Here is a 15113-nt window from a genome sequence, read left to right on the forward strand (position 1 = left end):
GGACACGGGATTGCAGTGTCCTTCATTGTGTAACTCAATCAAGGGCGATCACTCTTAGGGATAGGTTCAAGAAAAAACCTTAAAATTACTCTTTCAAAAATAACTAGGACGGGCAAGATGCCCGTTCAAAAAAACATTTTTTCTTGTGGAATGGGCATCTTGCCAGTTCCACAATTTTATTAAAAGGACTTTTGCAAGAGGTCTAATTACTCTTTTCAGTAACGAGTTAAAATCCGAATTACTTCACCAGTGTGAAGTAAAAGAAAGGGCGATAGCGTTTTTTACCATAGCAAATCACGACTGCAACCACTTCATAAACTTATTCGTCGCAGTACCAATAGACTCTCCGACTTGTTTCTTCAAACGCCACCGCTGAAACGCTTGATCGTAATCTTCCCCTTCAGTTTGATACACATTCCAAGCATTTAGCGACAATCCCAATCCCCACGTTAGTAAAATGAACAGCGACCAAGAAAGCTCGTGGGATCCAGCTAGATTAAACAAAACTAGAAAACTATTGATAATGCCGTACTTGGTCACATTTTTCTGCAATTTGCGACGACGGTAAGAGTTAAAAACCAGCTTTTCTTGAAATTCTCCTCTAGTTGCTAACCATTGCTGTTCCGCCGCCACAATATCCTGTTCGGAAATGCCCAATTCCGCTGCAATCTCGAAAAGCTGCACTCTAGATAATTCCCCTTCATCCTGTCGCCGCGCGATCGCAAGCTGTAAAATACCTTGAGCATCCTCTGAACCGTAAATTTGATTTATTTGACTTTCATTTGTCGCCATAACAGGTTTCCTATAATTTCTGACATCCTTTCTATGATAGAGATAGACGCCGTTAAACGGCAGGTAGTGACATTGGCGGATTTCAACACCCGGACATTTGAGCGATCGAGACTCCTGACTATGGAAGGGGAAATCAAATAACTGATATATTTCCTCAAATTGCAACTAATTAATTTCCCGAACTTTGACTAAGTTTGCTATCTCGTTTCAACATAAATTGATAAAATATCCCAAACAAAATCACCGCAATCATTCCCACCACTAAAGAACCTTCACCCTCATGCCAATATTTAAACAAATCTAGGCGATTAGATGCAACTAACAAAGCCATTCCCGCCACCCGAAAAGCATTAATAATAAAACCACAAATGACAGCGAAACCTATTACCAAAGCCTTATTTTGTTTAGTAGGAAACATCAACAAACAAATTACAGCTAAACCTAGTAAGTAATTCATTGCCTCTATACCCGAACAACCCCCATTTACCAACACCCTTCCTGTCGGTAAAGCAACATAATTACCGTCACGTGTTACATTAAAACCGACATACCACAATGAATAATAAGCAAATTTAGCAGTAAGCGAGGTAATAAAATCCACTAAAGGTAACGTAAGGACACTGGGGGTGCCATGAAAAAATAGTATTACCAATTCACGCCAATATAGTTTTAAGTTCTGAAAACCTACCGCAAGCAGGCTTAAACCTAAACCCGACAAAAAAGGTGCAAGTCTTAAAAAAGGATCGAATTTACTGGAAACCACAGCACTTTTAAATAAAATAAAAGCTATTAATAGCGTCCCTGCTACTTTCGATAATAGGTCACTTTTTATCTCACTCTGTTTGAGAATATCCTGGTTATCCCAAAGCAGGGAACCCACAGCGAACCAAAAAACTATACTCATCCAAAAATGAGCAATATCGTCCAGTTTCCACAGGAGTGTCATATTCAGAGTTACTAAAGCTGTGGCGATAATGATGAGCCAAAAAAGTTTTCTCTTGAACATTTTAGATATTAGTTATTAGTTGATTGATGAGAGCCATACTTCGGACAGTTTTTGATTGCCAACCGTACAATAAGGGTTTCAAGGCGATTCGGCAATCAAAGTACCAACGAAAAATCGAGGGTTTCAGACTACGAACTAAAAACAGTCTAGACTATTGTTAGATCATATCATAAAAATAGTAGGGGAGCTGGAAAACTCATTAGCTTGAAACCCTCCTACGGCAAGGACTCGGACGATTTTAAGTGCCGTAAATCTTTGAGATGAGGTTAGTAGACACTCAGGAATTTGATGGGTGGTGAAACTCAGATGCAACCCATAGCTCAGGATTAGGATACCTATTGAAAAGACGGCTACTCGAAATGATTGGTTGGATGCCTAGCACTGGCTTACTCAGGCGCTGTAAGCAAAGACTAACAAGGAAGTGAATCAACAATAATTAAAAATAAGTAGTCTTAATGAGGCTTGGGTTTCTTGAGAGTAGACGCAATTGGTACAGCGGATGGCGTGACACTGAGGTTTGAGTAAATAAGGCTGAGCGAGTGAGAGCTCTAGCAATGATCCATGGTGATTATCTCCTTTTAAAGAATCTCAGTGTCTTTAGATAAATTATTAAGAAACAGCCTTATGGTAGTTCTTAAATGCGCTGTCTAGGGGCGACTTGACGTTCAATATCACTACCCTGGGGTGCTGTAATTACGCCACCCAACTAGCGATAATTGATCCTTGAACTGTGCCGCATCAATTCGGCTCAGTCGGTTGCGGACATTGCTCGCCCTCTAAGAGGTTTCCATGCCTAGTTGATAGACGGGATTCCTAGGACTCAATTATATATCTTAATAACAGCCGTAGCGCTGCAAATGTGTTTGAGCTCGGCTTCCAAGTCCGGGGTTTTCACGGTGGCGCACTATTAGATAATAAGAAACCTGGTTTCTTGGTGAAACCAGGTTTTTAGTTCTCTCATAAAATAATCAGTTTGACATCAAGCCAGGATGGAAAACCAGTTGAAACGATCGCCTATTCAGCCTTTTGAGCCTGAGCGCGTTGTTTTTTGAACATAGTACCAAACCCAACAGCGGCTCCAGCAGCCAGCATTGTTAAAGGTTCAGGAGTAGCTTCAGTGTTGCTAGTGCTGATACTGCTGACAAAAGTATCGCTACCGCCATTAATACCCTGGACGTGCAACCCTAGTCTCAAACTACCCGCATTCAACGCGGAAACTACGTTAGCATAATTACCATTAAAGCTCAATCCCAAAACTTCACCACTTTGGACACCGTTAGACGCAGAACCATTTTTCGTAGCTGAAAAATCAGTAGACCAAGCAGTAAGGTTCCCACTTTGTGGCATATTAGCAGCTCCATTATCTTTAAAATCAACGCTGCCAGTATTACCAACATCAATGCCAAAGGCGCTCAATAAATTGCTATTAGAACCTGTGTCAAAGTAAACTGAACCAATAAATATGCCGGGTACGGATGTATTTTTATTGGCAATGTTGAACAGAACTTTATTTAAGCCATCCTGTGCAACAGTAAAGCTAAAGTCCTTAGCATAAGCGTCTCCAACCGTGTCGCCACCAGCGATATTACCAAAGCTGAAGGCGGATGCAGGTGCTGCAGATACTGCACTAACAGCGGCGACACCGGCAACAGCTAAAATAGATTTGACTAAGTTTAATTGGAATTTCATGGTTGATACCTTTATTTTTAAGTTGACTGGAAGCTGGTTTTTTTCTTTCACATATTCAATCTAAACCGAAGCACAAGTTAATGCAAGTAGTTTTGATAAAGATTCTATGAAGATTGGGAATACTCTTATTGGATTTCGGCAAAATGCCTAAATTGATGGCTTCTAGCTAGCTATTTCCTATGGCGTGCATCAAAAAATAGGGGTGCTGCCACCCGGATTTTAGTCCTGACTTTACTCTCTTTTAAAAATCTCTAACCCAGCTTCCTAAACTGGGTTGTCACACAGCATAATTACTGATAAAACTCTTTCTAAACTCTAAATTATGCCCTTTAAAAGTTTTTTATCGGTGAATGTACGGTATAAAAGTTTAAGTGAGAGGTTGATTGCTGGGTAAAAATAGATAAAAACCGATGGTGACAGTTGAAGTGGCAGAATGTGGGCTATAACTTAGTACAAAATCTTGGATCGTATTCGGTGGGTCGATTCTCGCTTTCGGATTCAGCAACAAGCGCCATTTAGACTTATATATTGCACCATTACCAAGAACCGGCTCTCCGGCCCGTTCCACAAAGAATGAGTTTTCTTGTGGGGAGTAGGGGTCGGGCAGCAGAGCCCGCCGAAAACAGGCTTATTGATGATGGTGCAATATTTCAGTTTGGAGAGGAATGGTTTCGGTGCTCGTTATTATCTGTGACGCCGGAACTTTGGCCGAGTAAAGGGACGACTCGACTTTCTACGACATAGTTTTCGGAAAGCCTCTACCGTTACGGCTGTTTCATTCTCATGAAAAGCAGCTTTTTGTACGGGTCGTACCAAGAATGCGGACCCGATTCCTTCACAATTTCTTAAGCATTTGGTGGGATGGGGACAGCCACGAGGGGCAGCCCCTACAAGAGAATGAAACAGCCCTGCGTCTACCGTAGAAGGCGCGGTGGTTGTTATCTAAAAATGTTGGGACTAATAATTCTATTTGTGGGTCTGCTTTCGCTAAAAATTGGTTAATATTATTTTTCTCAAAAAGCTCGCTCCGAAGGTTTAACGGGTGATAAGCAAGTAGCAATACTTGATGCAGTAAGGGTTTGAGTAGCTTGCCGTCAAAAAAATGTGTGCGTGCGATCGCTAATTTGTAGACTTTCTGCAGGGTCTAATCACGATCGTTCGTGTTTGCTACCATCAAAATGGTTAATAAACTTGTGATAATTACTACTCTATTGAGGAGGTTGAAGAGCCTAAACCCTCTAAATATCAAGGTTTCAGTGGCTTTGTCACTCCGTCAATTCCCAGATTCAGTTTGGCACTGTTTGAGGACAGCAGCAGGAACCGCCGCAATCAGCAAAAATTTTCCCAGCCCTTGATTGAAGGTTCTCCGAGAGGATGCACTCATTTGACATCTAAATTATCAGCGATCGTATGAAAACAGGATTATCAGCAGCAACTCAGCTAAAACATCTCGCGCTAAACTGCTAGAGAACTGACAAGGTTAACCCGCACGAGTTCAAGTGGATTTGATTGTGGTCAACCGTCTTGCTCAATCCCAAACCCTTTATCTGCCAAAACACGCCGAAAATCCGATCGACTGGTGGGCCTGGTGCGACGAAGCCTTATAAAGGATCTGGAGGGAAAATCAACCGATTTTTCTGTCAATTCGTTATTGTAGCTGCCACTGGTTTAGGGTGATGGCAGGTGAAGCATTTTGCGATCGGGCGATCGCAAGCTGTAAAATACCTTGAGCATCCTCTGAACCGTAAACTTGACTGATTTGAGTTTCATGAGTTGCCATAACGAGTTTCCGATAATTTCCGAAATTATTTCTCTCATACATATAACCGCAGTTAAACCGCAGGTAGGAATAGGTCGCGGATTTCAACACCCTTTTAAGAACAGGCAAGATGCCTGTTCCACAAAAGATTTTACTTATTGTGGAACAGGCATCTTGCCTGTTCCCGATAGAGGTACAAAATACCAATAACTAACCCAAAGTATACATCCAGCCATCCCTCGCGCAAATCCTCACAATTCCGTCCCAAACTACAGGCGTCGCCTCAAATGACAAACCCGGCTTAAATCTCCCCGATTCTATTACTTTCAGACGGTAAAACTCCCCTTTAGCATTTTTCAAAGCATTCTGATCCCCCGACTTCGCTCGTTCCCAATTCAAATTGAACAAATAAACACCGTTGTATCCCGCACTGATCAGTTTATTGCCATCGGTAAAAATCGGAGTTGAAATTGAAGAACCAATCGCTTTTTTAAAGACTATTACCGGAGTATCGTAAGACTGGTTACGCCAAGGAACAGCAATTTTTTTACCTGTAATCATATCTTGGGAACCGATGTACAAATTGCCGTCGAGCGCATTTGTGGCAAACAGCGCCGGAAACTCCCCTGAATTGTACTCGTCATTCAACGCCACAGAGCCAATTATCCCGCCTTCCCAGCTAGAAACTCGGCGATTCCCAGTCGGCAAAAACCATTCAACACTGGCATTCGGTTCCTTGTTTGGATTTAGCTTCAGCACTCCGCCGTTGCCCTGAATGTATTGTTTTTCAATGGCACAGAACAGTTTACCTGATTTAGAAATTACAGCACTTCCATCCAAATCTGAACCAGTATAAAAATCCCAAACTATCTTTTTAGTTTCAATGCTAATACCGTAAATATGACCGGAACCAGCAGCTATAAAAATTCTATCTTTGAGCCTAGATGGTGATGACTCCGCTACCAAGTTGCCGCCGTGTTTGCTGATATCTCCGGCTGCATAAAGCTGTACTTCCGACAAGATACTTGGCTGCTTGATGCCTTGTTTGATTTTTGCATTGCTTGTGGAACTATCGAGAAAATAGCCGATCGCATTTTCCCCTGCATTGAACAAAACGCCACCGCCAATGTCCAAAGCGCTGCTGTCATTATCCCGGCTGTAGCTGGGCGTTCTCCTGATGTCCAATTTCCAGAGTTCCTTGCCAGTTCTAAAAGATATTGCCCTAAAACTCGGCACGACTCTTTTGCCACCCCCGCCACTGCGGCTGCCTTGCAAAATCACAATTCTGTTTTCAGCGCTCGCTTTTTCATCGATATAAATTGTTGATGAACCTTTGATTATATCATCAAATTTATAGCGCCAAACTTCTTTATTGGTAGCAATATCTATTTTTCGCAAATTGTGGTCATAAGCACCGATAATTAAATAAGTTTTTCCCCCGTCTCTGGTAATAGTCGGCTGTCCTGTCCAACCGGCACCGCTCCAAACTACAGACCGCCTTCCCAGAAAAGTCCGGCCACTTCCTAGTGGAAATTTGTCGATTAACTTCAAGCTTTTCGGAACACCTCTGCCGTAGAACCGACGCTTGTCATTACCTAAAAATGTTGGGACTAATAATTCTATTTCTGGGTCGGCTTTGGCCAGAAAATTGTTAAGATTAGTTTCTAATAAAGCTTGTTCCGACGATGCAGTTTGACTCAGTTTGATAACAGCAGGAGGAACAGCAGCACTCAGCAAAAATTGTCCGAGCTGTTGATTGAAGGTTCTCCGAGATGATAAGCTCATATTGGATCGAGATAATCAGCCTTAATATTAAAACATAATTATCAGCGACAACTCAACTAAAACATCTCGCGCTAAACTGCTAGAGGACTGACAAGCTTACCCAGCACGAGTAAAAGTATATTTGATTATGGTCAACCGTCTTGCTCAATCCCAAAGCCTTTACCTGCGGAAACACGCCGAAAATCCGATCGACTGGTGGCCCTGGTGCGACGAAGCCCTAGAAACAGCCCGAAGCGAAAATAAACCGATTTTCCTGTCAATTGGCTACTCTAGCTGCCACTGGTGTACGGTGATGGAAGGGGAAGCATTTTCCGATCGCGCGATCGCCCAATACATGAATTCGCATTTTATACCGATAAAAGTCGATCGTGAAGAACGCCCGGATATCGACAGCATTTATATGCAAACCTTGCAAATGATGACCGGTCAAGGCGGTTGGCCACTCAACGTTTTTCTGACTCCAGACGAGCGAGTTCCCTTCTACGGAGGCACTTATTTTCCTGTAGAACCGCGCTACGGACGGCCGGGATTTTTAGAAGTTTTGCAAGCAATTCGCCGCTTTTACGACACAGAAAAAGGCAAAGTAGAAGCCTTCAAAGCAGAGATTTTAGGCAACCTCCAACAGTCTGCCGCGCTGTCAGGAGTAACTGCCGAATTAAATCGCGAACTCTTCCAAAAAGGCTTAGAACTCAACACCGGAATTATTGCGGGCAACAACCCCGGCCCCAGTTTTCCGATGATACCTTATGCTGAACTAGCACTGCGCGGAATGCGATTTAATTTTGAATCAAAATACGACAGCAAACAAGTCTGCACTCAGCGCGGATTAGATTTAGCATTGGGCGGCATTTACGACCACGTAGGCGGCGGATTTCACCGCTATACGGTTGATGCGACTTGGACTGTGCCACACTTTGAAAAAATGCTCTACGACAATGGTCAAATTGTTGAGTATTTAGCAAATTTGTGGAGTGCGGGAATACAAGAACCGGCTTTGGAAACTGCGATCGCGGGGACAGTAGAATGGTTGAAGCGAGAAATGACCGCGCCAACAGGCTATTTTTATGCTGCACAGGATGCGGACAGCTTTAACACTTCTGAGGAAGTTGAACCGGAAGAAGGAGCATTTTATGTCTGGAGTTATGCGGAACTGGAACAACTATTAACTGCTGAGGAATTGGCGGAAATTAAAGCACAGTTTACTGTTAGTCGCAGCGGCAATTTTGAAGGCCAGAATGTATTGCAGCGCCGCCACCCAGGAAAACTGAGCGACACGGTAGAAACGGCTTTGGCTAAACTCTTTGCTGTTCGCTACGGTGGCAATCCCGATACTGTAAAAACCTTTCCGCCAGCCCGCAACAATCAAGAAGCTAAAAACGACAGTTGGCCGGGTAGAATTCCCGCAGTTACTGACACCAAAATGATTGCTGCTTGGAATAGCTTAATGATTTCGGGTTTAGCCCGCGCGGCAGCGGTTTTTGGAAATTGGGAATATCTGGAATTAGCTGTGACAAGTGCTAATTTTATTTTAGATAATCAGTGGACGCATGGGCGGTTTCAGCGGTTGAATTATGACGGACACTCTGCTGTAACGGCGCAGTCGGAAGATTATGCTTTGTTTGTGAAAGCATTGTTGGATCTGCATCAAGCGAGTTTGACTTTAGGCAACGGGGAAAAGGCAAAACTGTTGCCGAATGCTCAGTTTTGGTTGGAGAAAGCTGTGCAGGTGCAAGAAGAGTTTGATGAGTTTTTGTGGAGCGTGGAATTGGGAGGATATTACAATACTGCTAAGGATGCTAGCGGAGATTTGTTGGTGCGGGAACGCAGCTATATAGACAATGCAACTCCGGCGGCGAATGGAATTGCGATCGCCTCTTTGGTTCGTCTCGCACTGTTGGGGCAAAATTTGGAATATCTCGATCGCGCGGAGCAAGGTTTGCAAGCTTTCAGCAGTATTGTACAAGATGCTCCGCAAGCTTGTCCGAGTCTACTTTCGGCGATCGACTGGTATCAGCACTCTACCCTGATTCGCACGTCGAGCGATCGAATTTCTGGCTTGATTTCCCAGTATTATCCGACTGCTGTCTGTCAGATTGAGGCTGATTTGCCTGAAGGGGTTATCGGGTTAGTTTGCGAGTGTTTGACTTGCAAGGAACCTGCGAAAAGTCAAGAGCGACTGTTGGAGGAAATTTTGCAAAGTCAAACGCGGGTTTAATACCAATACTGTCTATATTATTGAACCGCGAAGACGCGTTAGCGAAGCGGCGCGTTAGCGCTAGAACGCGAAGGAAGAAGGAGGAAGCTGGAGGAAGAAGTAGATTATCTTCTACCGGGAAGGAAGTACATCTTCAATCGGCTCCTCAATCTTCTAAAATCTCAACATAAGTTTTCCATTGTTACGTCGCTTGGCCTTAGCTTTACTGGTTAGACGGCGCTTGACGACGGTAGCGATAGTTAGATGTCAAAAAATGCAAATACTTTCCGGCGGCACGGCAACTCGAACGCTGTCGCCGACTTGGTATCGCTGCAAGTCATCTCTGTGCAAGTTTTGTCGGCGAAGGGCGATCGAACTTTTAGCAGTCAACCGCACCGTATAGCGCGTGTCAGTGCCAATATAAATAGCCTCTTCTACTATTCCCGGCCAGCTATTTTCAGCGTCATAATTAGCCGGGAAAATAGCAGCTTTTTCTGGCCGCAGCACCAGGGTGACAACTTTCCCAGCGGGCATATCTTCTGCTGTCGCCACTAACACGGGCAACTCCTGGTCAACCAAGACTATTATTTGATTGTTTTGCTTTTCTACTACTTGCCCGCTTAAAAAATTGCTGTCGCCAATAAAATCAGCAACAAACCGCGTTTTAGGATATTCATAAATATCAACAGGCGTGCCTACTTGTTGCAGTTTTCCTCCATCCATCACTGCAATTCTGTCCGACATCGTTAGTGCTTCCTCCTGATCGTGAGTTACATAAATAAACGTAATTCCCAATTTTCGCTGCATTTTTTTTAATTCTAATTGCATCTCTTTACGCAATTTTAAATCCAGCGCTCCTAGGGGTTCATCCAAGAGCAAAACAGACGGCTGTTTGACTAATGCTCTTGCTAGCGCTACTCGCTGCTGCTGTCCCCCTGACAGTTGGCGGGGATAGCGTTTTCCTACCTCGGTTAACTGTACTAATGCTAAGGCTTCAGCAACGCGATCGCGAATTGTTTTCTGAGGCAAATTCTCCATTTCCAACCCAAAAGCGATATTTTGTGCTACTGTCATGTGCGGAAATAAAGCATAGTTTTGAAATACCGTATTTACTGGGCGGTGAAATGGCGGGCGATTTTGCATCGGTTGGCCGTGAATGTAAATTTCGCCGGCTGTGGGAATTTCAAAACCGGCGATCATTCGCAAAGTTGTAGTTTTGCCGCAACCGGAAGGGCCGAGTAAAGAAAAGAATTCTCGATCGTAAATTTGCAGGTTGATGTTATCTACAGCTAAGAAATCTTTACTGCGGGCACTTTTAAATATTTTGGAAACTTCTAAAACCTCGACAGAGTGCATTGTGTTAGTATGTGTGAGTAATAAAAATCTGAGTTCGAGTCCGGTTAAACTGATATCTTGCACCATTCTCAATTACTGGTTTAGGAACGGGCAAGATGCCCGTTCCACAAGAAATTTATTCTTTGTGGAACAGGCACTTGCCTGTTCGGGAGAATGGTGCAACTCCAAAACAAGCTAAAAAAATAAGTAAACCAGCCCCGGCAGAAACCTGTTTTATATCTACTTTCCAGCCCCTGCTTTAACTTCCGTCCACGCTCGATCGTACAATGCAGTTGCTTTCCCGACATCCTCCAATAATTTCATTTTCCCAAACACCTCAGCCGGCGGGTAAATTTGAGGATTATTCAAATCTTTCTGATCGATTAAACCTTGATCAATTGCTGCTTTGTTGGGCGATCCGAAGTGGGTAAAATTGGAAATTTGGGCGCCTACTTCTGGCTGCAAAATAAAGTTAATAAATTTCTCCGCTAACTCTTTCTGGGGCGCACCTTTGGGAATAGCCATATTGTCAGAAAAAATGATTGTTCCTTCTTTGGGAATAGCGTAACGGAGATTAGGATTTTCTGTCATCACCTGAAAAATATCACCGCTCCATTCCATTGTCAAATTTACTTCTCCTTGATCTAGCATATTTTGCCCGGTGTCGGGGACAAAAGCTGCAATGATATTTTTACTTTTAATCAGCAAATCGCGGGCTTTGTTAATCTCTTCGGGATTGGTTGTATTTGGGTCAAATCCTAAATACATTAAAACTCCTGCTAATGTGTATCTGGCATCGTCTTGCCACGCGACTTTTCCTGTATATTTCGGGTCGAACATCACCCCCCAACTGTTAATTTCTCCCTGGATTGTTTTCACATTGTAGCCAATTCCCATGGTTCCCCACTGGTAGGGCAGCGAATATTTATTTCCTGGATCAAAAGCTTGATTTATAAACTTAGGTTCTAGGTTCTTTTGGTTGGGAATATTGTTTAAGTTCAGCGGCTCAATTATATTTTCTGCGATCATGATTTTCACCATGTAATCGGCGGGAAATATTAAGTCGTAACCGGGGTTTCCCTGTTTGAGTTTGGCATATAGTGCGTCGCTGTTCTCGAAAGTGTCGTATTGAATTTTAACATTGTTCTCTTTCTCGAATTGGGCGATCGTTTCTGGGGCGATATAACTTGCATAATTGTAAATGCTGAGTACTTGCTGTTGGTTGCCACCTGTGCGGCTACACCCGAAAGCCATTGTTGCACTCATCACGAACAAAAGTAGGAAAGTCAGCAGGCGTTTCATAGGTTGTGTTAGTTGCAGACAAAAATAATTATGACACAGAAAGCAATTATTTTAACTTTTCTGAACTTTTAACGATGATACAACCAGCAATAAGGAAGCCAACAACATCAAAGTTGAAATGGCATTAATCGCTGGCGTCACTGAGAACTTTATCATGCCGTAAACAAATAATGGTAGCGTCATGGAACCGACGCCAGTGGTAAAAAATGTCACGACAAAATCGTCCAGCGACAGAGTAAAAGCCAGCAGTGCCGCGCTGAAAATAGCGGGCCAAATTAGAGGGAGAGTGACTCGCCAAAAAGCCCGCCATTCGTTAGCGCCTAAGTCAAAAGCTGCTTGTTCTAATTGAGGATCTAGTTCCGCCAAACGCGCCCTGACAGTAATAGTCACAAAGGAAATATTAAAGACAACATGACCGATAATTACGGTAGGTAAGCCGAGATTGAGGCGAATTCCCGTGAGATTTTCTACGATCCGAAATACTAGGGTAAAGAAAACTAGCAGCGAAATGCCGATCGTAATTTCGGGCATAATAATCGGCAAAAACAGTAAAGCTTCTACTGCTTTGCGCCCCGGAAAATGAAAGCGTTCCAGTGCTAGCGCGAGCATTGTACCAAAAATGCTTGCTAGCACAGTCGAAATAGCTGCAATTAGCAAGCTATTGTTGAGTGCTGTCCAGATTCCGGCACTGCTACTCGTAGCAATCGTCGCGCCTGCATTGCTAAACAAACTGCGGTACCAATCGAGGGTAAAGCCGCGCCAAACGGCATTGAATCTGGAGGCGTTAAAGGAGTAAATAATTAAGATGAGAATTGGCAAGTAAAGAAAGGCAAATGCTAGTACAGCTTGTACCCAAAGCCACTTTTTGCCGATCGCCCGCACGAGTAAATCTAGTTTAGTCATTAGTCAATAATAGGTTAGCCTGTAGGGGCGGATTTTACAGACAATCTGTGCCTAAGACCAATAATCTCATAAACCGGTCCGCCACCCAACTGTAAATCTCAATCTACCTGTTTAAGTTTCGTCAGACACGCGGAAGTAAATTAACACCGGAATCAATATGATTACCGTCAACAGCATAGAAAGCGCCGAACCAAAAGGCCAATCTCGGGCTCTCATAAACTGATTCTGAATCAAATTTCCCACCATTACTGTTTTAGAACCACCTAATATATCCGGTGTGATGAAAGCGCCGACAGCGGGAACAAAAACTAAAATAGAGCCTGCAACAATACCGCGAGTTGTTAATGGTAAAAATACGCGCCAAAAAGTGCGAATATCATTTGCACCTAAATCGTGAGCGGCTTCTACTAATAAAAAATTGAAGCGTTCTATGCTAGAATATAAAGGCAGAACCATGAAAGGTAAATAGCCGTAAATAAGACCGATCGCCACAGCGAAAGGCGTAAAAAGCAAGTTTAACGGTTCGCTAATAATTTGCAGGCTTTGCAAGGCTGTGTTAACTACTCCTTCGCTACGCAGCAGTATGATCCAGGCGTAGGTTCTCACTAAAAAATTAGTCCAAAATGGAATAATTACCAGCAAAAGCAAAGCATTTCGCCAGCGAGGAGAACGGGTGGCAATGAAGAATGCTAGGGGATAGCCAACTAACAAGCAAGTGGCTGTTGTTAGAAAAGCCAGCCATAGCGATCGCCCAATTACTCCTAAGAAAAGTCCACTGAACAAACGCTGGTAATTGCTGAGAGTAAATATCCAAGTAACGCCGCCGTAAGTACCGCGTTCTAAAAAACTGTACAACAGTACAATTAGCACGGGCAAAATGAAGAAAACCATCAGCCATGCCGTAGCGGGAAATAAGAGCAGCAACAGGTTAGTCTGCTGGCGGTTTTTGACACTCATTATTCACTCAAGCGAAATTTAGCACATAATGCAAAACATTTTATATCAAATCCGGATTTTATGAATTATTTGACACTCCCCACGGCTAGAAGCCGGGGGATTCTTGCTTCACAGGGATTCCAAGGAATTTACCCTCAGCAAGCATCTTCACCGTATGCCCTACGGCTGCCAGTCCTCTAACTAAAACTACTTGAGCGGAGGCTACATCTCTATCTGTTATATACCCGCAGCTTGAACAACTGTGAGTGCGTTCTGATAGGTCTTTTTTGCCTGTTTCTGTACCGCAATTTGGACAAATTTGACTTGTTTTTCTGGCATCTACTTTTTGAAAGTACACACCACGTTTAAAACAAGTTTGTTCGAGAATGTTGAAGAATTGACCAAAACCAGCATCTAAACAATGCTTGCCCAAGATTCCTCTCGATAACCCGACCAGATTCAAATTCTCGACAAAAACCATCCCTGCATCATTGCAGATTTTGTGTGATAGCTTGCGATGCCAGTCTTTTCGGCAGTTGGCTACGTACTCGTGCAGCAGTGCCACTTTTTTCTGAGCTTTCTTCCAATTATTTGAGCCTATGCGTTTTCTACTGACACTCTGTTGCAGTAATTTAAGCTTGCGTTCTGCATCAATAAAAAACTTTGGACGTTTAATTAGAAGCCCATCCGAAGTTGCAATAAAATTAGTCAAGCCAACATCAAGCCCCACTGGGTTTCCATGTGGAATGATATCGGGGATTGAAACGTCCCATTGCAAAGCTAGCATTGCATACCAGCCAGACACACGCTTAACTACGCGCACTTGTTTTAGTATGGCATCACTTGGTATTTCGCGACTTGGGCGAAACTGCACCCAGCCAATCTTAGGTAGTTTAACAGCACTATTTTTGATAGGTTCTACTCCCATCTGAGGAAATACAAAAGAGCGCATCTTCCCAACTTTTTTGAAGCGAGGAAATCCGTGTTTTTGTTCCCACATATTTACAAATGCGCGTTCAAGCCGTTTAAGAGTTTGTTGCACAACGTGCACTTGAAGTGCTTTCAGTGCTGGTATAGTTGCTCTAGCTTGAGTTAAACCCTTACACTGACTGGCGTAGGTCGGTCTGGGTACAGAGGCGGGAATTATATATTCAACGCGAATTGAGCAAGCGTTAATTTGACAACTACGAGATTTAAACCAATCTTTGCGCTCTGCCAGCGCCCAGTTGTATACACGACGGCATTGTTCTAGCCAATCTTCAAAGATTGTTACTTGTACTACTGTGGGCTTAAGTTTGAATTCGTAGGTCAGATTGAACACTTACTTTACCTCCTTGACATATTCTACTCTTTTCTTGAGTTATCGACTGAACGTTTTTTCCAGCAATACAAGAGAACACGAGCTAAATATT

General features: G+C 43.3%; 11 protein-coding genes and 1 pseudogene. 2 read left to right on the forward strand and 10 right to left on the reverse strand.

The genetic code is table 11. The features are described from left to right. Positions 1 to 294: 294 nt before the first annotated feature. The 3 genes from QUA10_RS05490 to QUA10_RS05500 all read right to left on the reverse strand — a co-directional run bounded on the left by QUA10_RS05490 (position 295) and on the right by QUA10_RS05500 (position 3538). Positions 295 to 792, reverse strand: coding sequence for a 2TM domain-containing protein (locus QUA10_RS05490; protein WP_333082538.1), 498 nt, complete (start codon positions 790 to 792; stop codon positions 295 to 297). A gap of 169 nt (positions 793 to 961) precedes the next feature. Then, positions 962 to 1798: a cyanoexosortase A gene (crtA, locus tag QUA10_RS05495; protein ID WP_333082491.1), complete on the reverse strand. Its 837-nt coding sequence runs from the start codon at positions 1796 to 1798 to the stop codon at positions 962 to 964. Between the two features lie 1014 nt (positions 1799 to 2812). After that, a complete protein-coding gene (locus tag QUA10_RS05500) occupies positions 2813 to 3538 on the reverse strand; it encodes a PEP-CTERM sorting domain-containing protein (protein ID WP_333082490.1) in 726 nt (241 codons plus the stop codon). Between the two features lie 1460 nt (positions 3539 to 4998). Between QUA10_RS05500 and QUA10_RS05505 the strand changes: the two are divergent. Then, positions 4999 to 5199 (forward strand): annotated as a pseudogene (locus QUA10_RS05505) (DUF255 domain-containing protein); the annotation flags it as partial. On the opposite strand, the gene QUA10_RS29060 reads toward QUA10_RS05505, so the two are convergent. Further along, a complete protein-coding gene (locus QUA10_RS29060; protein WP_445243571.1) occupies positions 5136 to 5267 on the reverse strand; it encodes a hypothetical protein in 132 nt (43 codons plus the stop codon). The pseudogene QUA10_RS05505 and the gene QUA10_RS29060 overlap by 64 nt on opposite strands. Before the next feature lie 189 nt (positions 5268 to 5456). Then, on the reverse strand, positions 5457 to 7031 hold the full coding sequence (locus QUA10_RS05510) for an outer membrane protein assembly factor BamB family protein (RefSeq protein WP_333082489.1): 1575 nt from the start codon (positions 7029 to 7031) through the stop codon (positions 5457 to 5459). A gap of 127 nt (positions 7032 to 7158) precedes the next feature. Here QUA10_RS05510 and QUA10_RS05515 point away from each other — a divergent pair, with 127 nt between their 5' ends. Further along, entirely contained in the window at positions 7159 to 9246 is a 2088-nt protein-coding gene (locus tag QUA10_RS05515; RefSeq protein WP_333082487.1) for a thioredoxin domain-containing protein, read from the forward strand. Positions 9247 to 9492: 246 nt separating this feature from the next. On the opposite strand, the gene QUA10_RS05520 is transcribed toward QUA10_RS05515, so the two are convergent. From QUA10_RS05520 to QUA10_RS05540, 5 genes are all read right to left on the reverse strand, one after another. Then, positions 9493 to 10581 (reverse strand): ABC transporter ATP-binding protein, encoded by a 1089-nt coding sequence (locus QUA10_RS05520; RefSeq protein ID WP_333082537.1) that lies wholly within the window; start codon positions 10579 to 10581, stop codon positions 9493 to 9495. Positions 10582 to 10800: 219 nt separating this feature from the next. Beyond that, a complete protein-coding gene (locus QUA10_RS05525; RefSeq protein ID WP_333082486.1) occupies positions 10801 to 11862 on the reverse strand; it encodes a spermidine/putrescine ABC transporter substrate-binding protein in 1062 nt (353 codons plus the stop codon). 51 nt (positions 11863 to 11913) lie between these two features. Further along, entirely contained in the window at positions 11914 to 12765 is an 852-nt protein-coding gene (locus tag QUA10_RS05530; RefSeq protein ID WP_333082485.1) for an ABC transporter permease, read from the reverse strand. Positions 12766 to 12876: 111 nt separating this feature from the next. After that, entirely contained in the window at positions 12877 to 13722 is an 846-nt protein-coding gene (locus QUA10_RS05535) for an ABC transporter permease (RefSeq protein WP_333082484.1), read from the reverse strand. A gap of 85 nt (positions 13723 to 13807) precedes the next feature. After that, on the reverse strand, positions 13808 to 15022 hold the full coding sequence (locus QUA10_RS05540; RefSeq protein WP_333082482.1) for a transposase: 1215 nt from the start codon (positions 15020 to 15022) through the stop codon (positions 13808 to 13810). Positions 15023 to 15113: the final 91 nt, after the last annotated feature.

Origin of the sequence: Microcoleus sp. Pol8_D6, from assembly GCF_036700965.1 — a bacterium.
GTDB lineage: Bacteria > Cyanobacteriota > Cyanobacteriia > Cyanobacteriales > Microcoleaceae > Microcoleus.

Excerpts from the sequence above, each read along its gene's own strand:
- QUA10_RS05515 (WP_333082487.1), top strand. The coding sequence starts at position 7,159 with ATGGTCAACCGTCTTGCTCAATCCCAAAGCCTTTACCTGCGGAAACAC.
- QUA10_RS05490 (WP_333082538.1), bottom strand. The coding sequence starts at position 792 with ATGGCGACAAATGAAAGTCAAATAAATCAAATTTACGGTTCAGAGGAT.
- QUA10_RS05510 (WP_333082489.1), bottom strand. The coding sequence starts at position 7,031 with ATGAGCTTATCATCTCGGAGAACCTTCAATCAACAGCTCGGACAATTT.
- QUA10_RS05535 (WP_333082484.1), bottom strand. The coding sequence starts at position 13,722 with ATGAGTGTCAAAAACCGCCAGCAGACTAACCTGTTGCTGCTCTTATTT.
- crtA (WP_333082491.1), bottom strand. The coding sequence starts at position 1,798 with ATGTTCAAGAGAAAACTTTTTTGGCTCATCATTATCGCCACAGCTTTA.
- QUA10_RS05520 (WP_333082537.1), bottom strand. The coding sequence starts at position 10,581 with ATGCACTCTGTCGAGGTTTTAGAAGTTTCCAAAATATTTAAAAGTGCC.
- QUA10_RS05530 (WP_333082485.1), bottom strand. The coding sequence starts at position 12,765 with ATGACTAAACTAGATTTACTCGTGCGGGCGATCGGCAAAAAGTGGCTT.
- QUA10_RS05525 (WP_333082486.1), bottom strand. The coding sequence starts at position 11,862 with ATGAAACGCCTGCTGACTTTCCTACTTTTGTTCGTGATGAGTGCAACA.
- QUA10_RS29060 (WP_445243571.1), bottom strand. The coding sequence starts at position 5,267 with ATGGCAACTCATGAAACTCAAATCAGTCAAGTTTACGGTTCAGAGGAT.